Annotated in this window: 22 protein-coding genes; 15 read left to right on the forward strand and 7 right to left on the reverse strand. The window is 44.3% G+C overall.

Annotated elements, in window-relative coordinates; translation table 11 throughout:
• Nucleotides 1–69: 69 nt before the first annotated feature.
• The 3 genes from AAFX28_RS04425 to argF all read left to right on the forward strand — a co-directional run bounded on the left by AAFX28_RS04425 (nt 70) and on the right by argF (nt 3,781).
• On the forward strand, nt 70–1,506 hold the full coding sequence (locus tag AAFX28_RS04425; protein ID WP_408686005.1) for an APC family permease: 1,437 nt from the start codon (nt 70–72) through the stop codon (nt 1,504–1,506).
• A gap of 16 nt (nt 1,507–1,522) precedes the next feature.
• Nucleotides 1,523–2,614, forward strand: a complete 1,092-nt coding sequence (gene aguA / locus AAFX28_RS04430; protein WP_408686007.1) for an agmatine deiminase — start codon at nt 1,523–1,525, stop codon at nt 2,612–2,614.
• Between the two features lie 120 nt (nt 2,615–2,734).
• Nucleotides 2,735–3,781, forward strand: a complete 1,047-nt coding sequence (argF, locus tag AAFX28_RS04435; RefSeq protein ID WP_408686009.1) for an ornithine carbamoyltransferase — start codon at nt 2,735–2,737, stop codon at nt 3,779–3,781.
• A 130-nt stretch (nt 3,782–3,911) separates the two neighbouring features.
• On the opposite strand, the gene AAFX28_RS04440 is transcribed toward argF, so the two are convergent.
• From AAFX28_RS04440 to ulaR, 3 genes are all read right to left on the reverse strand, one after another.
• Nucleotides 3,912–4,409 (reverse strand): fasciclin domain-containing protein, encoded by a 498-nt coding sequence (locus tag AAFX28_RS04440; protein WP_408686011.1) that lies wholly within the window; start codon nt 4,407–4,409, stop codon nt 3,912–3,914.
• Between the two features lie 264 nt (nt 4,410–4,673).
• Nucleotides 4,674–5,741 (reverse strand): L-ascorbate 6-phosphate lactonase, encoded by a 1,068-nt coding sequence (gene ulaG, locus AAFX28_RS04445; protein ID WP_408686013.1) that lies wholly within the window; start codon nt 5,739–5,741, stop codon nt 4,674–4,676.
• A gap of 122 nt (nt 5,742–5,863) precedes the next feature.
• Nucleotides 5,864–6,619, reverse strand: a complete 756-nt coding sequence (gene ulaR, locus AAFX28_RS04450; RefSeq protein ID WP_159657777.1) for an HTH-type transcriptional regulator UlaR — start codon at nt 6,617–6,619, stop codon at nt 5,864–5,866.
• Between the two features lie 340 nt (nt 6,620–6,959).
• Between ulaR and AAFX28_RS04455 the strand changes: the two genes are divergently transcribed.
• From AAFX28_RS04455 to AAFX28_RS04480, 6 genes are all read left to right on the forward strand, one after another.
• Nucleotides 6,960–8,792, forward strand: a complete 1,833-nt coding sequence (locus AAFX28_RS04455; RefSeq protein WP_408686015.1) for a PTS ascorbate-specific subunit IIBC — start codon at nt 6,960–6,962, stop codon at nt 8,790–8,792.
• A gap of 72 nt (nt 8,793–8,864) precedes the next feature.
• Entirely contained in the window at nt 8,865–9,332 is a 468-nt protein-coding gene (locus AAFX28_RS04460) for a PTS sugar transporter subunit IIA (RefSeq protein WP_408686017.1), read from the forward strand.
• A 9-nt stretch (nt 9,333–9,341) separates the two neighbouring features.
• On the forward strand, nt 9,342–10,040 hold the full coding sequence (locus AAFX28_RS04465; protein WP_408686019.1) for an L-ribulose-5-phosphate 4-epimerase: 699 nt from the start codon (nt 9,342–9,344) through the stop codon (nt 10,038–10,040).
• Between the two features lie 20 nt (nt 10,041–10,060).
• Nucleotides 10,061–10,882, forward strand: a complete 822-nt coding sequence (locus AAFX28_RS04470; protein WP_408686020.1) for a pyridoxal phosphatase — start codon at nt 10,061–10,063, stop codon at nt 10,880–10,882.
• Between the two features lie 4 nt (nt 10,883–10,886).
• On the forward strand, nt 10,887–11,534 hold the full coding sequence (locus AAFX28_RS04475; RefSeq protein ID WP_408686022.1) for a 3-keto-L-gulonate-6-phosphate decarboxylase UlaD: 648 nt from the start codon (nt 10,887–10,889) through the stop codon (nt 11,532–11,534).
• An 8-nt stretch (nt 11,535–11,542) separates the two neighbouring features.
• A complete protein-coding gene (locus AAFX28_RS04480; RefSeq protein ID WP_408686024.1) occupies nt 11,543–12,424 on the forward strand; it encodes an L-ribulose-5-phosphate 3-epimerase in 882 nt (293 codons plus the stop codon).
• Between the two features lie 184 nt (nt 12,425–12,608).
• Here AAFX28_RS04480 and AAFX28_RS04485 read toward each other — a convergent pair whose 3' ends face one another.
• The gene (locus AAFX28_RS04485) at nt 12,609–12,821 is read right to left on the reverse strand and encodes a hypothetical protein (protein ID WP_408686026.1); all 213 of its coding nucleotides are present in this window, start codon (nt 12,819–12,821) and stop codon (nt 12,609–12,611) included.
• Nucleotides 12,822–12,920: 99 nt separating this feature from the next.
• The gene (locus tag AAFX28_RS04490; protein ID WP_408686028.1) at nt 12,921–14,216 is read right to left on the reverse strand and encodes an alpha/beta fold hydrolase; all 1,296 of its coding nucleotides are present in this window, start codon (nt 14,214–14,216) and stop codon (nt 12,921–12,923) included.
• A gap of 193 nt (nt 14,217–14,409) precedes the next feature.
• Between AAFX28_RS04490 and catB the strand changes: the two genes are divergently transcribed.
• The 5 genes from catB to AAFX28_RS04515 all read left to right on the forward strand — a co-directional run bounded on the left by catB (nt 14,410) and on the right by AAFX28_RS04515 (nt 19,936).
• Nucleotides 14,410–15,036 carry a type B chloramphenicol O-acetyltransferase gene (gene catB / locus AAFX28_RS04495; RefSeq protein ID WP_408686030.1) on the forward strand — a complete coding sequence of 209 codons (627 nt, stop codon included), beginning with the start codon at nt 14,410–14,412 and terminating at the stop codon, nt 15,034–15,036.
• A 106-nt stretch (nt 15,037–15,142) separates the two neighbouring features.
• Nucleotides 15,143–15,646 (forward strand): DUF2867 domain-containing protein, encoded by a 504-nt coding sequence (locus AAFX28_RS04500; protein WP_408686032.1) that lies wholly within the window; start codon nt 15,143–15,145, stop codon nt 15,644–15,646.
• Nucleotides 15,647–15,923: 277 nt separating this feature from the next.
• The gene (locus AAFX28_RS04505; protein WP_408686034.1) at nt 15,924–17,558 is read left to right on the forward strand and encodes a methyl-accepting chemotaxis protein; all 1,635 of its coding nucleotides are present in this window, start codon (nt 15,924–15,926) and stop codon (nt 17,556–17,558) included.
• Between the two features lie 129 nt (nt 17,559–17,687).
• On the forward strand, nt 17,688–18,536 hold the full coding sequence (locus AAFX28_RS04510) for a pirin family protein (RefSeq protein WP_408686036.1): 849 nt from the start codon (nt 17,688–17,690) through the stop codon (nt 18,534–18,536).
• Nucleotides 18,537–18,811: 275 nt separating this feature from the next.
• Complete coding sequence (locus tag AAFX28_RS04515; protein ID WP_408686038.1) at nt 18,812–19,936, forward strand: DUF1254 domain-containing protein; 1,125 nt, start codon at nt 18,812–18,814, stop codon at nt 19,934–19,936.
• Nucleotides 19,937–19,989: 53 nt separating this feature from the next.
• On the opposite strand, the gene AAFX28_RS04520 is transcribed toward AAFX28_RS04515, so the two are convergent.
• A complete protein-coding gene (locus AAFX28_RS04520) occupies nt 19,990–20,589 on the reverse strand; it encodes a class I SAM-dependent methyltransferase (RefSeq protein ID WP_408686040.1) in 600 nt (199 codons plus the stop codon).
• A gap of 325 nt (nt 20,590–20,914) precedes the next feature.
• On the opposite strand from AAFX28_RS04520, the gene AAFX28_RS04525 reads away from it, so the two are divergent.
• Nucleotides 20,915–22,396 (forward strand): DUF1254 domain-containing protein, encoded by a 1,482-nt coding sequence (locus AAFX28_RS04525; RefSeq protein WP_408686042.1) that lies wholly within the window; start codon nt 20,915–20,917, stop codon nt 22,394–22,396.
• Between the two features lie 17 nt (nt 22,397–22,413).
• Here AAFX28_RS04525 and AAFX28_RS04530 read toward each other — a convergent pair whose 3' ends face one another.
• Nucleotides 22,414–23,364, reverse strand: a complete 951-nt coding sequence (locus AAFX28_RS04530; RefSeq protein WP_408686044.1) for a LysR family transcriptional regulator — start codon at nt 23,362–23,364, stop codon at nt 22,414–22,416.
• Nucleotides 23,365–23,418 lie beyond the last annotated feature (54 nt).

Genomic DNA, 23,418 nt, shown 5'->3' on the forward strand with positions numbered 1-23,418 from the left:
TTTCATCCCAGTTCACCTTATCGCTTTGCCGTTTAATAAGTTCCGAATTAGATATTAAGGAGCTAAGCGATGAGCAACGAAATGCAAGGAAAAATGGGGGTCACTGGGATAGCACTCTTTACACTGTGTGCTGTGCTAGTAGTCGACACATTAACCGCGTCAGCAAGTATTGGCGTTAGCGCCATCGGCTGGTGGGTATTAATGCTGGTCTTCTTTGTTATCCCCTACGGACTAATCACTTCAGAGTTAAGTACCGCCTATCCAGGAGAAGGGGGCATTTACGATTGGGTAAAGCAAGCCTTCAACTTTAAATGGGCAGTAAGAACCACTTGGTTTTACTGGATAAACGTAGGCTTGTGGATGCCAGCGGTCTACATCATGTTCGCGGGTATGTTCGCAGAGCTGTTTATGCCAGGCCTGTCTTTATGGGGGCAGATTGCCATTTGTATCTTGTTAACTTGGTTAACGGTATGGATTTGTAATGTTTCTGCTGATATTGGCGTGTGGGTAACGAACATCGGCGCGGTATTAAAAATCATCGTAATCAGCACGTTAGGTGTGGGCGGATTTATCTACGCGATGAAAAATGGCGTTGCTAATGAGTTCACTTTGCCAGCGATGATGCCTTCATTAGATTCAGCGGTCTCTTTTCTACCAGCCATTGTCTTTAATCTAATGGGTTTCGAGCTTGTCGCGACGATGACCAAAGAGATGAAAGACGTACGCGACATGCCTAAGGCTGTTTTCCTTTCCATCGGTATCACTGCTTTCCTATACATCTTCGGTACGGTTGGAATTTTGATGGCATTACCTGTTGAGAGCATTGGCCTTGTGGCTGGTCTGATCGACACGTTTAAAACCTTGTTTGGCGAAGGCCCGTTTGGTACGGCAATGGTTTACGTCTTTGGCACGTTCGCCCTACTGACACTTATCGGCAACATGGTGAGTTGGACAATGGGAGCAAGCCGAGCAGCGGCAGAAGCGGCTCAAGAAGGTGAACTCCCTGCTCCAGTGGCAAAAGTATCAGAGAAAGGCTCTCCAGTTGGCGCTAACAACATTACAGGCATAGTCTCAACGGTTGTCATCTTGTCGTACGCACTGTTTGCTCAAGGTAACGATGATTTGTTCTGGTCTATCTTTGCCTTCTCAAGCTGCATTTTCTTACTTCCTTATCTATTCATGTTCCCAGCCTATCTGAAACTGCGCGTTGTTGATGGCAAGCGTGAGCGACCATTCAAAGTGCCGGGAGGTATGCCCGTTCAGTGGCTGATGTCGATTGTGTGCTTTTTTGTGATTTTCCAAGCTGTGATTCTATTTATCTTCCCGGAAGCGCTGGATCTCACGGTTGCTGATTGGGGGTACACAGGGCCGGTATTGATTGGGGTTATTGCGACAGTGTTGGTGGGTGAATGGATTTTGTTGGGGGCTCTCAAGCGCAAACAAGCACAAAGTGACGAAGAGGGTCGCACTGACAACACTGCAGAAAGTAAAGAAGTTCAAGTTTAAGTTGGAGTACAGAGCAATGAAAAAAGTAATTGATACCACACCAAAACATGATGGTTTCAGAATGCCTGGTGAGCATGAGCCACACAATGAAATTTGGATGGCGTGGCCTGAGCGTACAGATAACTGGCGTGATGGAGCGAAACCAGCGCAGAAAGTGTTCGCGGAGGTTGCAGAGCAGATAAGCAAAACCACACCAGTTACGATGCTCGCAAGTTCAGCTCAATACGACAACGCGGTGTCTCGTTTACCCGAAGATATTCGAGTTCTAGAAGTCTCAACCGATGACTCATGGATGCGTGATATTGGTGCGACATACGTCGTTGATGATAAGGGAGAGCGTCGCGGTGTTGACTGGGAATTCAATGCTTGGGGCGGTTTCGTTGATGGTTTGTACTCACCTTGGAACAGAGACAACCAAGTCGCGCAAAAGATGTGTGAAACCATCCGAGACTCAAGATATCGAGCGCCGATCGTATTGGAAGGTGGCTCAATCCATGTGGATGGCGAAGGCACACTTTATACGACCGAAGAGTGCCTATTGCATGAAAGTCGCAATCCAGACTTGAGTAAAGAAGAACTGACCGAAGTGCTTTGCGAACACCTCAATGTTGAGAAGGTAATTTGGTTACCTCGTGGCCTCTATAACGATGAAACCAATGGTCATGTAGACAACATCTTACATGTGGTTAAGCCGGGCGAAGTCGTACTGACTTGGTGTGATGATAAGAACGATCCTCAGTATGAAATCAGCCGAGAGGCGTATGACTACATCACTAGCCAAACCGACGCTAAAGGACGAGAAATCAAAGTACACAAGCTGCCAATGCCTGGCCCTTTGTACATGTCTGCTGATGAAGCCGCAGGGATTGATATTGCAGAAGGGATGGAGCGTGAAGCGGGTGAGCGCTTAGCCGCGTCGTACGCAAACTATCTGATTACAAACAAACAGATTGTTCTTCCTCTACTGGATAAACGCTATGACGACGACGTTATCGGAATCCTAGAAAAGATCTATCCGGGCTATGAAGTGAATGGTATTCCAGCGCGAGAGATCTTACTCGGTGGCGGCAATATTCACTGCATTACTCAGCAAGTACCAAGAATCTAACCTGAGGCCATCGCCTCAAACATAAAAACAGCAACAACAAAATTTAAATCCAACCGAAACGAAATCATCACGAGATCGACTTAAACGAAAACGTGAAACGACGAAAAATAGGAACATATTATGAAATTACCTTCTTCTAGTGCGACTGAACTGAATAAAGCAAACCTTGAGCACATGGTGTCAATGAAAGACTTCTCTGTTGAAGAGATGGATAACATGATGGAGCTAATGACGTACCTAAAACAGGCGCGTAAAGACAACGCAATTCCACAACTGTTTAAAGGTAAGTCAGTGGGTATGATCTTTGAAGCGGGCTCTACACGAACTCGTGTATCGTTTGAGGTAGCAGCAACTTTACTTGGTGGTCACGCGCTGTTCCTTTCTCCGAAAGATATTCACCTAGGTGGTAAAGAGTCGATTGATGATACCTCACGCGTTCTGTCACGTATGTGTGACGTCATCATGGCTCGTACCAATAGCCCTGAAACCTTGGATGGCTTGTTAAACATGTCGACAGTGCCGGTTATCAATGGCCTTGATACACGTTTCCACCCAACTCAAATGCTGGCTGACCTTTACACTATCAGAGAGCACATTACTGATGGACGTAAGCTGTCTGACTTAACGCTGGCGTTTATGGGTGATGCAACGGATGTGTGCCGTTCCTTAATGCTGACTTGTGCAAAATATGGCATGGGCTTTAAGCAAATTGGCCCTAAGAAGTACCAAATGGAACAAGAGTGGATTGATATGGCGCTGAACTTCTGTGAAGAGTCTGGCGGTACGATTGAAATTACCGATGACGTGGAACGTATCAGTGATTGTGATGTGGTTTACGGCGATAGCTTCTACTGGGTTACTCAGATGGACGAGAAAGAAGAGCGCTTGGCGGCATTTATGCCGGACTACGTCATCACTGAAGAGCTGATGGCAAAAGCTCGTCCTGGCGCGATGCTTCTTCACTGCTTGCCAGCAAACGACAAAGAAGAAGTGACTCGTGGCGCATTAGAGAGTGAGTACTCCGTGGCATTCGATGAGGCTGAAAACCGTCTGACGGCTCAAATGGCTATCTTGGTTTACTTTACGCACAAGGACTCTGTTATCCCTACGCAAGAAACCATCAAGCATCATGAAGAGAAGATCAATAGCTTCTTGAGCACTTTGTAACGCATAAATCGAATAGAAACTAAAAAGCCCCGAACCTAGGTTTGGGGCTTTTATGTTGCTGATTAGCTAACACTGTCTTAGTAAGGGACAGAGTCATGGTCTGTCCAGGAGGCTGAGTTAAGTTCAGAAATTATTTAGGAAGAATGACTTGGTCAATAACGTGGATAACGCCGTTACTAGCTTTAACGTCAGTTGCCACTACATTGGCATTATCAACCATGACGTTACCGTCCATCACTTTGATCATCACATCTTGGCCTTGCACTGTGGTCGCTTTATCCAATTTGACAACATCAGCTGCCATGACTTTTCCGGCAACAACGTGGTAAGTAAGCACCGCTACCAACTTGTCTTTGTTTTCTGGTAGAAGCAATGATTCCACTGTGCCTTCTGGCAACTTGGCAAACGCCTCGTCAGTCGGTGCAAATACGGTAAATGGACCTTCGCCCTTTAAAGTCTCGACCAATCCTGCTGCTTTGACAGCCGCGACAAGTGTAGTAAACGATCCATTCTCGACTGCTACGTCCACAATGTCGGCTTTCATGCCGTGGTTGTGTGCTTGTGCTGGCAAAATAAATGTGAACAGTGCGATTAAAGCAGCCGCAAGTGAAATTGTATATTTAAACATGAGTCCATCCTTTGGGTGAGGAGCTTTGCTCCAGTTAGCTGTTGTTTTGCTCGCTAATCTCTACGCAAAAGATTTGAAAACAGATCAATTTTTGTGAATCTCTACTGCTAGTACTCCAAATAATAACTTGTGGCACCCAGTGAGCATTGTTCTTAATAGTGACAGATCGGCGATCGTGTTATCACTGTCTTTCTGTAACTTATACAATGAGTTAGCCATAAAAAAAGGGAGCTAATCGCTCCCTTATAATACTACCTGTATTGATTACAGGAATGCGCGGTAAGGCAGTTCCGGATCATTTTTGAAGATGTCAGCAAAGCCACGGAAATGCTGGTAATGCATGCGGCCCTTATCTGTTGGGTAAGTGTATTTACCACCTACTTGCCAGAAGAAAGGAGCAAAGCCGTATTGCAGACGATCTTTTTTCATGTTCCACAGCATCTCTATTTCACGTGGGTCGTTCTGGAAGTTAGCCCAAATGTCGTGGTGGAATGGAACAACTACTTCACAGTTCAAAGACTCAGCTGCACGAAGAATATCTGAAGACGTCATTTTATCGGTTACACCGCGTGGGTTTTCACCGTAAGAAAGTAGTGCTACGTCGATCTTGTGGTCATTACCGTGCTTCGCGTAGTAGTTAGAATAGTGAGAGTCACCAGAGTGGTAAACAGAGCCGCCAGTTGTCTCTACGAGGTAGTTTACAGCTCGGTCGTCCATCCCATCTAGAATGTCTTTGTCTAGAGAAGATGTGCCCTCAGGTAGTGTTACTAGAGCTGTACGGTCGAATGCATCTAATACTTTAATGTTGACGTCTTTGATACGAATCTCATCGCCTACTTTCGCAATCACACAACGATCTTCTGGCACACCCCAAGACATCCAAAGGTCAACACACGCTTTAGGTCCAATAAACTTAACGTGGTCACCACAGTTTTGTAGTACCGCCGCGGCGACATTGATATCAATGTGGTCTGCGTGATCGTGCGACGCCATTACCGCATCAATCTCTTTGATAGCAAATGGGTCAAGCGGGAAGATAGCAGTACGCAAGTTTGGTTGTAAGGCTTCAACACCACCCATACGCATCATTTGGTGTTGGTTTTTCATGAATTGATTTTTTTGAGTCTTTTTACCAGTACCACACCAGAAGTCCATGGAGATGTTTGCACCTTCTTCAGACTTAAGCCAAATACCAGTACAACCTAGCCACCACATAGAAAATGTATTCGGCTCAACGACCGTATTTTCAATTTCTTCGTTAAGCCAAGTTCCCCACTCAGGGAATGTGTTTAGAATCCAAGACTCGCGAGTGATTTCGTTTACATTGCTCATGATGATACCTTTTATTTCACAAATTTGATTAATTTTGGATGTAGGGAGCCAAGCGCCTTAATTTGGACTAAGGCACTGAGCTGAAATTAATAATTATTCTGGGGCGGGTTAGCCCTTCGGACTTACACTAAGATGACTTGCGTCCCCTGAGCTTCGATCTTTTTAACAACATCTGGGTTGGCATCTTTACCGGTAATAACAATGTCTATTTGCTGAGTATTGCAAAATAGCATTCCGGTTCTTTGGCCAACTTTAGAGCTGTCTACCACAACGACTAACTTGTCGATTTGCTCTAACATCTGTTGCTCAGCAACGGCGGTTAACATATCGGCTTTATAAAGGCCTGCATCTGTTAGCCCTTTACCTGATGTAAACATCCAGTTCCCTGCATAGCCGCCCAATGAGTTTGGTGCTGGGTTTAGGAAGATGTTTTGAGCTTTGTTGTATTGGCCTCCAATGATGATCACGTCGTCATGATCTTCGTTGATCAAATAGCTTGCGAGCGGGAAGTAGTTCGTGATGATCTGAACGTTTTCTCCGCACAATTGTTGACCTAGTAAGAAAGCCGTCGAACCACAGTTAATGACTACTGTGTCACCAGCCTGACAAAGCTCCGCAGCAGCATGCGCTATTTGAGCTTTCTCTTCATAAAACTCTGTGCTGTTAATATTGAGCGGTGACCACTTTCTCTTTTGATTTTCTATTCTTTCGGCGCCATTTCGTACCTTTCGAAGCCTGCCAAGCTCATCTAATTTTGCAATGTCACGCCTTGCAGTAGCTGGGGAAACATTAAAATTATCAATAATATGAGAGACGTTAATCGTCTGCATTTCTTCTAGTAACGATAAGATACCGTTGTGTCTTTGCACTTCGTTCATATTTATCACTCTATTAGTCTCTGTGACAATTTTATGATTACTTTTGATTTGTTGTGATTCTAATAATCACGTTGGTGATTGTCAAATCATCGTAATTGAAAAACAAGATCTTAATCACGTGTTTTTATAAGTTGTTGTTTTTATTGAAAATAATGTTTTTCGTGTGATCCAGTGCCCAATTAACCACATTCTGAAGGTGGATAATTGATATAAATCAAAGTAATCACAAGTGAGCATTGAATGATTACTTTTGATTGTTAAAGTTTGTCTCGTGAGCAAAACAAGACATCACTGAATCCTACAAACCATTAAAAATACAAATTATATCAGGGGTAAAGATATGGAGTTCTTATACGATATCTTCTATATTTTTTACAGTCAGGTTATGACTAAAGCACCTTTGCTGCTCGGTATCGTAACTTGTCTCGGTTACATCCTTCTCAAACGTGACGCAACAACCGTTATCTCGGGTTCAATCAAAACCATTGTTGGTTTTATGATTGTTCAAGTGGGTGCGGGGACGCTGGTAGCGGGTTTTAAACCTGTTATTGAAAAGATGAGTGAAATTCATGGACTGACAGGTTCGGTAATTGACCCGTACACCTCCATGATGGCTACTATGGAAACCATGGGGGACAACTACTCCTGGGTTGGGTACGCAGTCCTCATGGCGCTAGGCATTAACATCCTTTTAGTAGCCTTCCGCAGAATCACAGGTATCCGCACCATCATGCTTACGGGACACATCATGTTCCAACAAGCTGGCTTGATTGCTGTTTTCTACTTCGTGCTTGGCGCGGGTATGTGGGAAACCATTATCTACTCTGCAATTTTGATGGCTCTATACTGGGGCATCTCTTCCAACATCATGTTCAAGCCTACACAAGAAGTGACAGGCGGAGCAGGCTTCTCGATCGGTCACCAACAGCAATTTGCATCTTGGGTTGCAACTAAAGTTGCTCCGAAGTTAGGTGATAAGAACGACAGTGTAGACCACATCAACCTACCGAAATGGTTACACATCTTCCACGACAGTATTGCTGCGACCACTTTGGTCATGACAGCATTCTTCGGCATCATTCTTCTCTCTTTCGGTCTTGATAACCTTCAAGAGATGGCAGGTAGCACACATTGGCTTATCTACATCTTCGAAACGGGTCTGAAATTCGCGGTAGCCATTCAAGTTATCGTAACTGGTGTACGTATGTTCGTTGCCGAGCTTTCTGAAGCGTTCAACGGTATTTCTCAACGTCTAATCCCGAATGCGGTTCTTGCGATTGACTGCGCTGCTATCTACGCATACTCACCGAACGCAATGGTGTTCGGCTTCCTTTGGGGTGCTGTAGGCCAATTTACCGCGGTATTGGCGATGTTGGCGTTCGACGCGCCAATCATGATCATCCCTGGCTTCATTCCAATGTTCTTCTCTAACGCAACGATTGGTGTTTTCGCTAACCACTTCGGCGGCTGGAAAGCGGTGATGAAGATCTGTTTCGTAATGGGCATTATCGAGGTGGTTGGTTCGGCTTGGGCTATTCATATCTTCGCTCAATCTGGTACTGAGTTTAATGGCTGGATGGGTATGGCTGACTGGGCACTAGTGTTCCCACCAATCATGCAAGGTATCTCTAGCTCTAGTATGTTCTTCTTTGTTGTTGTCGCACTAGCGGGTGTTTACATGTACTTCGCATCGAAAGCACTGCGAGCTGAAGAAGACGGCGAAGCGCAACAAGCACAAACCATGACAGCAGTAACACCAGAAGGTCTAGAAATTGAGGTTGAAGCTCCTAATTCTCAAGCGGCTAAGTCAGAAGCGCCTCTGAAATCTCAAGCAGTGGCTGAGGATCCACAAGCGAGCAGCGCCGCTGAACAGAAACCAGTACGTGTTCTCGTGTGCTGTGGCTCTGGTCAAGGTTCCTCAATGATGTGTTCTAAGAAGATTAAAGAGTTCTTAGATAAGAAAGGCGTACCTGCAACCACATTCAACAGTGCAATCACAGACTACAAATCACACTTAGGTTCATTCGACATCATCGTTACTTCGGTTGCGCTGGCTGAAAAGATTACCAACCTACCAGAAGGTAAGCAGCAGCTAGCAGTGAAGAACATGATTATGGTGAAAACCTTTGGTGATGAGCTGATTTCACTTATCGAAAACAACTTCCATAAATAACTGAACTAGCCCAGCGGCTAAGCGGCTGGGCTAATAAAAATACTAATAACAAATTACTGAGTGAGCAAAACGATGAACTTGAAAGAATCTCTGATTACCAATAATTCAATCCAACTTAATGCAAAAGCAGCAGATTGGCAGTCGGCTATCAAAATCGGTACTGATGCCTTGGTAAAAGCGGGTGTCGCTGAAGAGCGTTACTACGATGCGATCATCAAAGCAATCAGCGCTGAAGGCCCATATATCTGTATTCACGATGCATTTGCTCTACCACACTGCCGCCCAGAAGACGGCGTAATCAAAACAGGCTTTGCGCTAACGGTATTAGAAACCCCAATCTTGTTTGAAGACGTAGATGAGCCTGTAGATGTATTAATCACCTTGGCAGGCAAAGATTCAGAAGAGCATATCGAAGGTACGATGCAGGTCGCGAACCTAATCGAGTTTGATGAAGACTTTTCCCAACTACGTGCATGTAAAACACCACAAGATGTGGCGAATCTGATTGATATGGCACTTGCACAAGCAGAAGCGGCTTAAGGAGTCGATATGTCCAAATATAGCCAATTGAAACAACGTGTTTTAGAAGCGAACTTGCAGCTTCCTAAGTACGGTTTAGTGACATTTACCTGGGGCAATGTTTCTGAGTTTGACCGTGAAAATGGCGTGATAGCGATTAAACCATCGGGTGTCGAATACAGTGACATGACGGCTGAAGACATGGTGGTAGTGGATTTAGAGGGCAACATCATTGAAGGCAAGCTGAATCCTTCAAGTGATACTGCTACTCACCTGGAGCTCTACAAAGCGTTCCCAGACATCGGCGGCATTGTTCATACCCACTCTCGCAGTGCAACGATTTGGGCGCAGGCGGGCATTGATATTCCAGCTCTGGGCACGACACATGCTGACTATTTCTATGGTGATATTCCGTGCACTCGCAAGCTCTCGAACAGCGAAATTGCTGATCAATATGAGAAGAACACTGGCTTGGTGATCATCGAAGAATTTATCCAGCGTCATATCGATCCGATGGCAGTACCTAGTGTGATTGTGGCGGGGCACGCCCCTTTCTCTTGGGGGAAAGATGCCAAAGACGCCGTACATAACGCGGTTGTGCTAGAGGAAGTGTCGGCAATGGCATTGGCTACACGCTCACTAAACAGCGGCATCAAGATTCAGCCGGAGCTATCAGACAAACATTACTTACGTAAGCACGGCGAAAATGCTTACTACGGGCAGCAATAAGTGTGATGTGAGGAGAGGCGATGTATCAAGTATTGGCGTTAGACCTTGATGGAACTGTGTTGACTGATGATCACACCATCCATCCTGAAGTGAAAAAAGCGATCCAAGAGGCCAAGCAACATTGCCATGTGATGATCGTTACGGGTAGGCATCACACCGCTGCTAGGCCTTATTACTATGAGTTAGGGTTAGAAACTCCGATTATCTGCTGCAACGGAACCTACGTGTATGACTACCAAACCGAGACCGTTTTAACGCAGAACGCCATCGAGCATCAGCATGCTCAAACGTTTATCGAATTAGCGCAGGAACACAATCTCAAGATGGTGATGTACATTACCGATGCGATGACTTACTCCAATTACAACCCGTTTGCTTACATGTTGGCATTGGAAGAGTGGGCTGAGCAGGCTCCAGAGCGCCACAAGCCAAACATCTATCGCGTGGATTCATTCTCTGAAACGGCGAAGAACACCGAGTTTGTGTGGAAGTTTGTAGTGGAAGGGGAGCAAGAGTCGGTCGATCGCTTAATACAAACGCCTTGGGTCAAAGATCACTTTAACGGCGAACGTTCATGGTTGAACCGAATCGACTTTGCCGCGAAGGGCAATAGTAAAGGCCTGCGCCTTGCTGAATACGTGAATAAACTGGGTTTTCAGCCCTCTCAAGTGATTGCTATTGGCGACAATCACAACGACATATCAATGCTTCAATACGCGGGCTTAGGCGTAGCGATGTTTAATGCTGACGACACCGTCAAATCGAACGCTCAAACCGTGTGTAAAACAGATAACAATCAAGATGGCCTTGCCCATCTAATACGTGAACAAATTAAAGGATAAAACCATGACTAAACCAATGATTCAAATCGCCCTAGACCAAACGAACCTGCCTGCTGCTATTGAAGTTGCGAACAATGTAGAGAGCTACGTAGACGTGATTGAAGTGGGGACTATCCTTGCGTTCGCTGAAGGAATGAAGGCGGTTTCGACACTGCGTAAAAACCACCCTGACCATATCTTGGTGTGTGACATGAAAACCACAGATGGCGGCGCGATTCTGGCTCGTATGGCATTTGAAGCAGGAGCTGACTGGATTACGGTTTCAGCAGCGGCGCACATTGCAACCATTGATGCATGTAAGAAAGTCGCTGATGAATTTAATGGCGAAATTCAAATCGAGATCTACGGTAACTGGACCATGGAAGATGCTCAAGCATGGGTTGACCTAGGCATTACGCAAGCGATCTACCACCGTTCTCGTGATGCTGAGTTGGCGGGCGTGGGCTGGACAGAAGCAGACTTAATTAAGATGCGTGCCCTGTCTGAACTGGGTATCGAGCTTTCAATCACTGGTGGTATCGTGCCAGAAGATTTGTACCTATTTGAAGGCATTAAAGCGAAAACCTTTATTGCAGGCCGCGCATTGGCGGGTAAGAAAGGCCAAGAAACTGCCGAAGCACTGAAAGAACAAATCAACCGCTACTGGAACTAGGAGGCGTTATGTACCAAAACTTAGCGCGCCATCGTGTCGGGCTGTATGAAAAAGCCCTACCGAATGACTTAAGCTGGGAAGATAAGCTAAAAACTACGAAAGAGTTAGGCTTTGACTTCCTTGAAATTTCGGTCGATGAATCCGATGAAAGACGCAGCCGCTTAGATTGGAGCGATGAAGAGGTTTATGGCCTACGCCGCTTATGTGAAGAGCACCAAGTGCCACTACAGTCTATGTGTTTAAGTGCTCACCGTAAGTTCCCGTTTGGCTCGGCTGATCCTAAAGTGCGAGAACAAGCTGTTATCCATATGGAGAAGGCAATTACGCTTGCGTACAAGTTGGGTATCCGCACCATTCAACTGGCGGGTTACGACGTGTATTACGAGCCTGCAGATCAAGCGACACACCTGCGCTTTATCGAAGGCATGAAGCTTTCGGCACAGCTGGCGGAGCGTGCTGGGGTGATGTTAGCGGTTGAAATCATGGACACGGATTACCTGAACTCGTTGAGCAAGTTTGAAGTGTTAAGCCGTGAGATTGATTCGCCTTATTTCACCGCGTATCCAGACGTAGGCAATATCTCAGGTTGGAATTATGACATCGTGACAGAGCTTAAGCTGAGTAAACCGCACATTACGCAGATTCACCTTAAAGACACGTATCGCGTCACTCCTGAATACAAAGGACAGTTCCGTGATTTAGTGATTGGCGAGGGAGAAGTCGATTTCAATGCGATTTTCAAAACATTGAAAGAAACGGAGTGTGTAGTGCCACTGGTGATCGAAATGTGGGCGCAAGATGAACACTGGAAAGAGAACATCTTGAAAGCTCAGATTCGCTTAAACGAAGTTTGTCGTCAAACGGGAGTGATGCCTTTGTTTGGAGGTTAGTCCTTTAAATAGAAGCACTGAAGGTCACCCGGATGGCTAAACAGATTAGCGGCTTTAACATCGCTAATGTCAGAAAATCCATGCTCCTTTCTGGCAAAAACGTGCAACATATTGCCCCCAATATGTTGCACGTTCTACTTTATTTGACGGTGAAGATTAGGTCTAAACCGTTTTTAGGATACGTCTATATAGCAACAGTAATATGGTCGCGTCCTACTTTCGCCATCTCCATCAGAACATCCGTGTGGTACTTCTTTTTCACAGTAACGTGAGTACCAATTTCACTGGCAATCTTGACGATTTCTAGAGCGTCGGTTGGGTGCAGTGAAGATTCTTTTGTGATTTCGATATTTACGCCTAGTTTGACTAGCTCAATCGCGTCGGTTGAATGCATCATATTTTTCCAAATTTAGATTTTGAAGGACTATATCACTTTCGATTATTCTGCATCTGCGATGTTCCTCCAAAAACTCATACCTATCTTCTTAACTGAGTTTTAATCTAGTGTCGCCGCAGTCTGATTTCCCATCGCAATCAGCTTATCTAGAATACGTTCGCCGTCAGCGCGTAGGCCGTTGTGCTCATATTCATTGGTGATCCATGCTTTTGAGTTTGGAATTTTTGCTAGTGTTTCGCGGCTAATATCCATTTCCACAAACATATCATCGGCGTAGACAGTGCAGCTAACAGGCACTTTATTTTGCGCCAGTACGTTGTCGTCATACAGTGGTGTCCAATCTTCTTTTGCTGCTAGTAATTCAGCGGCCTCTTTAAGCGGCTTCAAACATTGGTATTGGTCAAACATCCACGGGAAGACCATCTCGCCAGTAAACAAGAATGGCTTACTTGGGTCATAGTTGAACGTTGGGTTGTCTTGACGGACTCTGTGTGCACTCCAGTTGGAGGCGAAACCTTGGCAGTAAATCGATTCATGCAAAATTGCGTAGATTGGATTGGTTTGAAAGCCTTGTTCCATCAACATGCTGTTTAGAAACTCATAGCGTAATTGCGGTTTACCATTGACTTCGATTAGCGCATTTTCAAGCGTATAGTAAGTTGGCAGGAAGGTATCGCTCATACCGAAGTTAATGCCAATCTGCTGGAATTGTTCAACAGTAAAACGCTGACCGTTAGGCAAATACTCTTCGTTCTCAACCAAGTGATCAGCAATCTGTTTGCATAACTGTTGCGCTTTCGGGAACTGTTTGAAGAAGGCTTGGTTCTTCTCTAATGTGCGTTTAAACGTTGCTTGGTAAACGTCATCAGCATGGCGAGTTGTTGAAGGTACACCACCAGTAATAAAGCTGCGCGTTAGGCTTTTAGGAAACAATGAAAGGTAGGTCAGTGAACAAAAACCACCAAAGCTTTGGCCTAGAATAGACCATTGTTCAACACCGAACTGCTTACGAATTTCTTCAGCATCACGCACGATATTGTCCGCGCGGAAATGGCTTAAATACTCAGCCTGCTGCTGAGCAGTTAGGTGAGCTAGAGTTTGATGGTTGATGACACTGCTGTTACCCGTACCACGTTGGTCGAGCAATAATACACGATACTCTTGCAGGGCACGCTTCACCCAACCACTATGACCATTTTGGCGTGGTGATGGAAAGCCAGGACCACCTTGAAAGTAGACCAACCAAGGTTTGTTACTGTCACCATCAGAAACCAGTGATAGCTCTCGTGCAAATACCTCAATAGTATCGGCATCGGTCTTTGAATAGTCCAGCGGCAACTGGAAAGTGTGCGGGGTATATTTTACGCCCGCATCAATAAATTCTTGAGCGTTCATTATTTTGTTTTAACTTCCATGACTATTTGACGGCTTATCTTAACCTGATGACATACTGAGACCAACGTAAGTTTTGTGATGTGCGGGCTTAGTTCAGCACCAGTGAAAGTAGAGTGACGAGCATCAAATTTCGGCATATCCTAAATACGCTAGGTCAAGAGACCTCAAAGAGACTAACTAAAAGAATGAAACTATGAACTACTTTGAATCACCATTTGCTGGCAAACCTTTGATAGAGCAAGTGACTAACCCCAATATTATCGTTGGGCGCCATAGTTACTACTCGGGCTATTATCACGGACACAGTTTTGATGACTGCGCTCGCTACCTGACGTCTGATAGAAATGATGTCGATAAACTTATCATTGGCAATTTCTGTTCAATTGGTTCAGGCGTGGTATTTATGATGGCAGGTAACCAAGGCCATCGCTCTGATTGGATAACGACATTCCCATTTTTCTATCAAGATAACGAACATTTTTCAGGTGCAGAAGATGGCTTTCAGCGCTCAGGTGATACTGTAATAGGTAATGATGTTTGGGTAGGCTCAGAGGCGATGATCATGGCAGGTGTGACCATTGGTGATGGAGCAATTATTGCCAGTCGAGCCTTGGTGACTAAAGATGTGCAGCCGTATGAGGTTGTCGGCTCTAACCCCGCTAAGCACATTAAGTTTCGCTTTTCTCCCGAGCAAATCGATAAATTGTGTGAAATGCAGTGGTGGCATTGGTCTGATGAACAGCTTGCAGGAATCATGAAGCTCCTGAGCAGTGCTGATATCGATGGGTTATATCGTCACTGGCAACAGAACATTCGATAGCTAACACGTATTATTGGTGAGACGAGGCGAGGATTTTATTGCCTCGCCTTTGTTTTGTCTGCGTTAATCGCTAAGGTGGTTTTGCCTGCGAGAAATGGAGATAAAAATGCCAATAGAATTGCCTAGTGAGGCTGATATTCACCCGTATCTTCCCCAAGCTTATTTTGCTGATAGCTTTTCAATTGAGCTTCCTTATCAAGGTGAGTCGGCTCTAAAAATCTATTTCAAGATGGTCAATCGCACGCCTAAATGGGTTAATTTCTTAATGGATTTACGCAATCGCATTGTGTCTAAACTTGGTTTAAAGCACTTAGGTCGGATGGCAGATCTTAATGAAAACAAACCCATTGAAGAGTATAACGTTGGCGATCAAGTCGGGATCTTTTCTATTGTCAGTCTGCGTCATCATGAAATCGTAGTGGAAGATTGCGATAAGCACCTTAATGTTCGTTTGTCATTTCTTCTAGTGCCGAATGGAAACACGGCGACACTGCACGCTACGACGGTTGTGCATGTCAAAAATAGATTCGGCAAAATCTATATGTTCTTCGTTGCTCCAGTACACAAAGTGATCGTGCCGAGCTCCTTGAAGCAACTCTATTCAAACTGACTCCAATACTTTTCAAGTGTTGGCTTGATGATCAATCTCTCTTTTTATAGGCATAGTTTTGAGGGATTTTTACGTCTGATTTTACCTTAGATTTACCAACATTTTAGGTCACTTAATTGCTCTATTAAGCCGAGCTCCTGACTGCATAATTAGTAGGATTGTAAGAAATCACCTAAGTGATATGTGGATATTCCTTAAACTGCTGGCTGTATCTTTACCTTGTTTGCTCTTTATTTATATTGATTGCAAATTCAGCAAACTTACTAATGAGTTGTATATGAAGTTTTCAATAAAAAATCTTTCTATAAGAAACCAAGCGTTATTGCCTGTATTGCTTACAAGCATCATTTTGTTGGTGACCTTGTGGGTCGCAAAGGACAGACTGATCCATGAACAAGAAGAGATCGAGTTTCACACTAATTCATTGGTCTTTTATAAAGATACCTTGTCAAAAATTGACGATACAATCTATCCACTACGCATCGCTGGTGTGTATGCACTTTACAATGATTCACTACGCGCGGATTTTGTGAAAACTCTTGAACCATTGAGAGAGAGTGTAAAAAAAGACTTGGATAGTATTGCCGCTCAAGAAAGCGGACTTTTCACTACAGAACTTGATGATACGTATAATGCTATCGAAGTTTACTTTTCTTTCTCGGCGAAATCCGTAGAAATGGCAAGCCAACATGAGCAAGAGGTGATTAGTGACAAAGAATACCAAGAGTTCATTGAATCCTATAAAGGTGCTGGCGCCAATATGGTGGAGTCGATCAATGACTTGTCTACTCTCGTCAATAATTTCATTTTACGTGAGCTAGAAGAAAGTAAAGACATTAACGCCAATGTGCAAAAAATGGCCGGGATTTCGGTTGGCCTTGTGTTAGTTTTTTCACTGATAATGTGTTACTTCCTCTCCAATATAATCGTTACTCCAATTCAAAAGCTTCAGGCAGTAATGAAAGAACTAGCTGCTGGCAACCTTTCAGTACGCACTGAGGTTGAAGGTGATAATGAGATTACACTTCTAAGTCAATATGTTAACTCCACGGTAGAACAACTTAATAAAACGGTGAGTGAACTTAATTCAATTTCAGAGCTCGTTGCTGCTTCTTCCACAGAGTTGGCAACTGTAATGAATCAAGCCGAACAAAATGCTCAACAAGAGCTTAGTGAAATTGAGCAAGTTGCTTCTGCAGCAAATCAATTAGCAAGCACAGCTGAAAATGTGAGTGAGAACGCCTCTCTTGCTGATACGACAGCCAATGAAGCAAACAGCTTTGCCAAACAAGGTTTAGATATATTTGAAAAGACCAATCATGCGAGTGAGCAAATGTCTGAAGCTCTGAACCATGCAGCAAAAGTTGTGCTTGAATTACAAGAAAAGTCAGAGAGAATCAATAACGTTATCGAAGTGATTGGTGATGTATCAGAGCAAACTAATTTATTGGCATTGAACGCAGCTATTGAAGCTGCCCGAGCTGGAGAGTCTGGCCGAGGCTTTGCTGTAGTAGCAGATGAAGTACGTAAGCTGGCGGCGAGAACACAGGAATCAACGACAGAAATCCAATCTATCGTTGAGGATTTGCAGAAGCAATCATCCTTAGCCAATGAAAGTATGGAAACTAGCCTAACCATGCTGACTGACAACAATGAGCTGACTGCGCAGGCAAGTGATGCGGTTGTCGGTATTACTGAGTCGGTTAAAGATATTAATGATGCTAATGCTCAAGTTGCAACCGCTGCATCAGAGCAATTCCAAGTAACTCAAGAAATAAACCGTAATATTATTAACATATCTGAACTTGTGAATCAGAACGTATCTGGCATTAGTCAAAGCGCAACGGCAAGTGGCGAGCTGTCATTGTTAGCGGAAAAACAAAAGCGACAACTTGCATTTTTCAAGGTCTAATGGACGTTTAGTCCTGAGCCCTACTTATTCAATGTTTTCGAACGACTAGCTCTAATCCCTCTGCTCAAGTTCCTTGGTTGAAGCGTTAAACTGACTTCATTCAGTTAAAGCACAGCCAAGGAGCTTCTCATGAGCAACGCAAGACAAATCAATCAAATCATCCGAGCACATGCTACATCCGATGGTGATGGGGTGAAGATCAAGCGTGTGGCTGGTTTTAACAACTCTCATTTTTCTCCTTTCCTAATGGTCGATGAACTGAAATCTGACCAACGAGCAGATTACGTCGGTGGCTTTCCCCCTCACCCACACCGTGGCATTGAAACACTGACGTATATGATGAAAGGGCACTTCCAGCATAAAGATCATATGGGTAATGTCGGTGAGCTTCGCTCCGGAGGGGCACAGTGGATGGCTGCGGGTCGAGGTGTGATTCACAGTGAGATGCCAATCATGGAAGAAGGTGAGTTGCATGGTTTCCAGATTTGGATAAACCAGCCAGCTCGCGACAAGATGAAACCTGCTCAGTACTTTGATTTTCAGCCAGAGGTTATCACTGAACACCAGTCCGAACTTAGTGGGATGCTACGTGCGTTAGCGGGGACAGTTATCGCTGATGGCCAGGTTATTCGTGGGCCTCTCGACAAGACAGGTGTTGAGTTAAGTGTCGTTGATTGGCGTGCACAGTCAGGGCAAAAAACGCAAATTGAACTCCAACAACATTTTAATGTGATGGTCTATGCTTACCAAGGACATGTACAGATCGGTGAACGTTCAATTAAGCAACATGAGATGGCATTGCTGACTAAGGGCGAACTACTTCAACTTGAAGCACATGAAATGAGCGGAGTGTTGATATTTGCTGGTGAACCGATTGATGAACCCGTTGTGCACTATGGTCCATTTGTTATGAACAGCATGGCTGAGATTGAACAGACGATTCAAGATTACAACGCTGGGGTTTTTGAAACCTATTAACGCCATTGAATTTCACCTATTGGTGCTTAGTTTGAGCACCATAAAAGAAAACGAACAATCTACTGCCTGTTTGTTTTTCGTTTGCCACCTGCTTTAGGGTGGCTTTTTATTTTCTAGCTAAGCGAATTTACTCACTCTTACCTCAGATGAAGGGCTTGCTCAAATTTGAGCCCGCCGATTATCAAACATGATTTTGGTGTTTGTTTACTATGAATCCCGTAGACAAGAGGTACGCACTCCGCGTTATCTCTTCGAATAAAAAATGAGGATTCTTTATGAAACGCACAATTATCGCTTCAATCGTTGCAATGGGTTTGGTTGCATTTGGTTCTCCGGCTATCGCACATGATCTAGGTGATCATCTACCGAAGAAAGGACAACCAACGGAGTTGCAGCTTAAGAACGGAGGAGATATTGAGGTTAATAAAGGGAATTTCATTTCAGCTGAATCAGACAAATATTTCTTTGAACAGCAAGCTAAATCAGGGATCAACCACTTCACACATGACCGTATTTTATTGACTATGGAAACCCAAACGGTGGTTCGTCAGAATCGCGACACGCTCTACTCGAAGTCAATTTGGGATACTCAAGGCGGGGTTACGTTTGAGCTTCCGGTGCTAGACAGTTACCAAACTCTGCAGGTAATTGATGAAAACCATCGCACTGTTGCGGTTCTTTACGCAGAGCAAGGTAAAAATAAAGTGACTGTGACGCCTGATATGCTGACATCAGGTAAGCATGTGTGGGTTATTGCACGAACTCAGGTACAATCGAACAACCCTGCTCATATTGCTGAAGGTAATCGTAAGCAAGATATGATCAAAGGAACGGCTAATTCTTCGGAGCGTTACGTACCAAAAGGCTTTGACCAGAACGAACGTGAGCAAGTCCGTATTGCATTGGAAGCGAATGTTATGCAGTTAGACTTTACCAAAGCGATGGGGGCTCCCGAAGGTAAGGCAATAAAGCCAGAACAAAATGTTCAGCCTAGAAAAGTTGAGCAGTTCCATGCGCTGGGAATGACATCCATGGGCTTTGGTGGTTTACCGAGTGAGCATGCGTTCTACAAAGTATTGATTGCAGAAGACCGTTCAGGTGTATGTCAGACAATGACATTTGATGCTCCACCTCTTGATGAGCAAGGCTTCTTCTCAATCACAACGTATGGTGAAGATGCGTATGTACATCGCGAGAAATTCGCATTGTCTAATCGTGAAGGTGAGCTAAAACCGAACCAAGATGGTAGCTACACTGTAAACTTCAATTGTGGTGATTCGGCAGTGAACAATATTGATGTCGAAGCGGGCTGGACAGGCATCTTACGTATGTATAAGCCAACTTCTGAAAAAGAGATTGTTAGCTACGCACAAGGTGTTGAACTGCCGCATACAAAGTAATTTATTACAACCAAAAAGGAGGCGTGTATCGCCTTCTTTTTATTTGATCATTATTACGCTTTTTCTACGATTAAGTAGGTGTGTAACTCAGGGTGCTGGTCAAACTCTAAGTGTCGAATTTTGCATCCAAGTTCAATAAACAAATTCAAGAACCCGTTTGTGCCAAGTGACGAGTAGTACACTTCTGGGCCCATAAAACTGTCGGTGTGAGAACCTTCAGAATCTGTACCACCAAAAGAGAAAATAAACACGCCGCCAGTGTTAAGACTATCAATGATTTTGGTGATAACATCACGTTGCTGCGATAAAGGAATATGCCAAATGCTGTCCCAGGCAGTAATAAAATCGTATTTATCCTCTAGCTGATACTGACAAATATCAGCCTGAATAAAATTGACTTCGGGCCGTTTTTCTTTGGCCAGTTTGAGCATCTTAGTAGAAACATCTAAGCCAGAAACCTCGAAGCCTTGCTCAGAGAGTAAATCGATAAATCGACATGTACAGCCACAACCCACCTCTAGAGCTTTGCCGCTATTGGTTGAAAATTGCAGAGCACGATTATGTGCATCAATGCCATTTTTCATATTGAAATCGTCGCTTTGCCACATATGGGTTATTTGGTCGTAAGCTTTGCCGATGTCACTAGGGTTCATTACTCTCTTCCTTAATATTGAATGATACTTTGGTTACAAAGACGGTAGCCAAATAGACAAACCTCCGGCTCATAGAGACGGAGGTTTTATTGTACCCAGGAACTTGTTGTGAGAGCCAGTCTGGCGGTTTTTCCGTTCAATGGTTCCTCGTGCCAACTATCCATTTTGTGCATAACAGATATTAAATATTATGATTTTTAAGTATATCTAATGTTGTTTATGATTTATCCAAGTTAACGCGCTATAGGCAATTATTGTCTAAATCGGATTAGAGTAAAAAGGACATAGGCGTGCGTTCAGGTTCAATCGAAAGTAAGGTTTAAAAATGTCTAAATTATTACTAGCAGCACTTATTTCATCAGTCTCAGTATCGGCGATGGCCGCACCGAAATATCAAGCAAACGTACCAGACGATATCATCACCCCCGAGAAAGTGGATTCAGTGTATCTGGGGGAAATGAACTATGTATCTGGCGCTCCATCCCTAGACACTCACCTAAAAGCGCGAGACTTTGTTGATACGGCTACTGCGGTCAGAGTGTTCTTGTCTGGAATACAAGTGGCGTCGATGCAAGGCTTGTTTGCTGGACATGAAAGTGTTGGCATGAAACCGAATCAGACCATCGGTATTTCTGAGGGCATGTTGAATGCGCGCAGTATTTGGTTAACGCCGAACACCACAACACCTTATGTCACGAGTGAAATCGACGTAAAAGAGGGCCCTGTTGTACTAGAAGTCGGCACCCCAGTGTTAGGCTTGTTAGATAACGCCGCTTTCAAGTTTGCCGGAAAAGTCGGAGTGACACACCCATTAGATCAAGGTAAAGGAGGTAAATACTTTATCTATCACAGCTCATATCAAGGTGAAGTGCCAGAGGGGTATATTCCAATTGAAACGCAAGGGTACCAGCATTGGTTGCTTCTGCGTATTGTCGGCCAAAAAGAGACAGTGGATAACAACATCGCCAAGCTAAAACAAACGATGAAGCTGTATCCATACGGCGAAAAAGATCAGACTGAGTTTATCAATCTCACAGACCGACAATACAATACTGTTCATGCAATGAATGAGAAGTTCTACGATGAGCTAAATACCTTGATTCAATATGAGCCGAACGAAATTTGGGACCAAGAGTGGATCGGTTTAGCGCAAGATTTAGGGCTCGAAAAAGGTAAGGCATTTGAACCTGATGAACGTATGCAGGCGGTCTTTGTTGAAGCAGCTAAGATCGCTACGGCAGAAACACGTTCGACGTATTTCTATCCTGAAGAAAATATGAAAGTGTACGATGATCGCCACTGGTTTACGCCTTTAATCTCAGGTCATGAATTTATGGATGAAAAAGGGGTTATTTCTGTCGATGAACGAGCCACATTCCACTTTATGGCGACAGGGATTACACCAGATATGGTGACCAATACAGTGGGTAAAGGCTCTGCGTATCTTCTTGCAACACGCGACGCGTCAGACCAACTGCTTGATGGCAGTAAACACTACACGGTGACGCTACCGAAAGGTGTTCCTGTGGCAAACTTCTGGTCGTTTATGGTTTACGACAACCAAACGCGTTCAATGCTAGAGACAGACCAGAAATCAGCAGGTGTTGACGGGTTGAGTGAGGATATTCGCAAGAATGAAGATGGCTCCATTACGATCCACTTTGCGCCACAGGCGCCTAAAGGTTGGGAAGGCAACTGGGTTCAGACGATGCCTAACAAGGGCTATAACGTTATCTTCCGAGCGTATGGTCCGACTGAAGCTTGGTTTGATAAATCATGGCGACCGAGTGATCTTCAACTTAAGTAACGGCTGACGAAACTCCGTTATACGATGAGCACTTCTCGTTGAATTGTTTCGATGAGAAGTTGCTTAAACCATTGATGAGCCGCGCTATTCGCAGTTCGTTTATGTTCAATAAGGTATAAGCAGACAACACAATCTGGATTTGTATCTAGGGCAAAAACTGGAACCAGCTTATTTTGCACTTCTTTTGAGCCCGCAACGAGGTGAGACGAAATCATCACGGTTTCGCTATGTTGCATAACTTCGACAAGTGTCATTAGTTGACCGCTTTTAAAAGCAATATCTCGCTCAACTCCCTTCTTAGCCAGCAAGACATCCACTGGATTGCTCATTCCAAAAGAGGAACGAATATCCAGACTCATATCGACGAATCGATACTTTAAACAGTCTTCAAGTGTTACGTTTTTTTTGTTTGCTAGTGGATGATGAGGCGAGACATAAAAAACAGGGTATGAGCTGCCGATCTTCTCGTAAGGAAACTCGATGCCATTGTCAGGGGTTTCAACATGGATTGAAAAGTCCACATCGCGAGAAGCGAGTTGTTGGACCGGATTTCTTGCGACAGGAAACTCAACTAAGCTGGCTAAAGGGGCTTGGTTATTGAGGGATGTTGCAAGTGGAATACACAAGAAATGGCTCATCAGTGGGGGCACTGACAAGACAAAAGTTTGGTCACATTGCTCAGGCGTAAAAGTGGGCAGTGCGACTAAACTATGCAAGCTGCGAAGTAGCTCTTCGAGCGGAGACTGCAACTCAAGTGCTTTTTGGGTAGGCACTAAACCACTGGATTCACGATAGAATAATGGGTCGTCAAATAAGTCTCTCAGGCGGCCTAGAGTTCGACTCATCGCAGGTTGGGAAAGGTAAAGTGTTTGCGCAGCTCGTGTGACATTTTTCTCTTTGAGTAACACACTGAGTGAAACCAGCAGGTTGAGATCCAATCGAGATAGCTGTTGCTCTAAAGTAACCATTTCTATGCGCCAAAGTTATATCACTTACTTTTTATTCTAACCAATACGCATGAC

This window comes from Vibrio sp. TBV020, from assembly GCF_046056895.1.
Taxonomy (GTDB): Bacteria; Pseudomonadota; Gammaproteobacteria; order Enterobacterales; family Vibrionaceae; genus Vibrio.

Coding starts and splice junctions, on each gene's coding strand:
- AAFX28_RS04425 (WP_408686005.1), top strand. CDS start 70: ATGAGCAACGAAATGCAAGGAAAAATGGGGGTCACTGGGATAGCACTC.
- aguA (WP_408686007.1), top strand. CDS start 1,523: ATGAAAAAAGTAATTGATACCACACCAAAACATGATGGTTTCAGAATG.
- argF (WP_408686009.1), top strand. CDS start 2,735: ATGAAATTACCTTCTTCTAGTGCGACTGAACTGAATAAAGCAAACCTT.
- AAFX28_RS04440 (WP_408686011.1), bottom strand. CDS start 4,409: ATGTTTAAATATACAATTTCACTTGCGGCTGCTTTAATCGCACTGTTC.
- ulaG (WP_408686013.1), bottom strand. CDS start 5,741: ATGAGCAATGTAAACGAAATCACTCGCGAGTCTTGGATTCTAAACACA.
- ulaR (WP_159657777.1), bottom strand. CDS start 6,619: ATGAACGAAGTGCAAAGACACAACGGTATCTTATCGTTACTAGAAGAA.
- AAFX28_RS04455 (WP_408686015.1), top strand. CDS start 6,960: ATGGAGTTCTTATACGATATCTTCTATATTTTTTACAGTCAGGTTATG.
- AAFX28_RS04460 (WP_408686017.1), top strand. CDS start 8,865: ATGAACTTGAAAGAATCTCTGATTACCAATAATTCAATCCAACTTAAT.
- AAFX28_RS04465 (WP_408686019.1), top strand. CDS start 9,342: ATGTCCAAATATAGCCAATTGAAACAACGTGTTTTAGAAGCGAACTTG.
- AAFX28_RS04470 (WP_408686020.1), top strand. CDS start 10,061: ATGTATCAAGTATTGGCGTTAGACCTTGATGGAACTGTGTTGACTGAT.
- AAFX28_RS04475 (WP_408686022.1), top strand. CDS start 10,887: ATGACTAAACCAATGATTCAAATCGCCCTAGACCAAACGAACCTGCCT.
- AAFX28_RS04480 (WP_408686024.1), top strand. CDS start 11,543: ATGTACCAAAACTTAGCGCGCCATCGTGTCGGGCTGTATGAAAAAGCC.
- AAFX28_RS04485 (WP_408686026.1), bottom strand. CDS start 12,821: ATGATGCATTCAACCGACGCGATTGAGCTAGTCAAACTAGGCGTAAAT.
- AAFX28_RS04490 (WP_408686028.1), bottom strand. CDS start 14,216: ATGAACGCTCAAGAATTTATTGATGCGGGCGTAAAATATACCCCGCAC.
- catB (WP_408686030.1), top strand. CDS start 14,410: ATGAACTACTTTGAATCACCATTTGCTGGCAAACCTTTGATAGAGCAA.
- AAFX28_RS04500 (WP_408686032.1), top strand. CDS start 15,143: ATGCCAATAGAATTGCCTAGTGAGGCTGATATTCACCCGTATCTTCCC.
- AAFX28_RS04505 (WP_408686034.1), top strand. CDS start 15,924: ATGAAGTTTTCAATAAAAAATCTTTCTATAAGAAACCAAGCGTTATTG.
- AAFX28_RS04510 (WP_408686036.1), top strand. CDS start 17,688: ATGAGCAACGCAAGACAAATCAATCAAATCATCCGAGCACATGCTACA.
- AAFX28_RS04515 (WP_408686038.1), top strand. CDS start 18,812: ATGAAACGCACAATTATCGCTTCAATCGTTGCAATGGGTTTGGTTGCA.
- AAFX28_RS04520 (WP_408686040.1), bottom strand. CDS start 20,589: ATGAACCCTAGTGACATCGGCAAAGCTTACGACCAAATAACCCATATG.
- AAFX28_RS04525 (WP_408686042.1), top strand. CDS start 20,915: ATGTCTAAATTATTACTAGCAGCACTTATTTCATCAGTCTCAGTATCG.
- AAFX28_RS04530 (WP_408686044.1), bottom strand. CDS start 23,364: ATGGTTACTTTAGAGCAACAGCTATCTCGATTGGATCTCAACCTGCTG.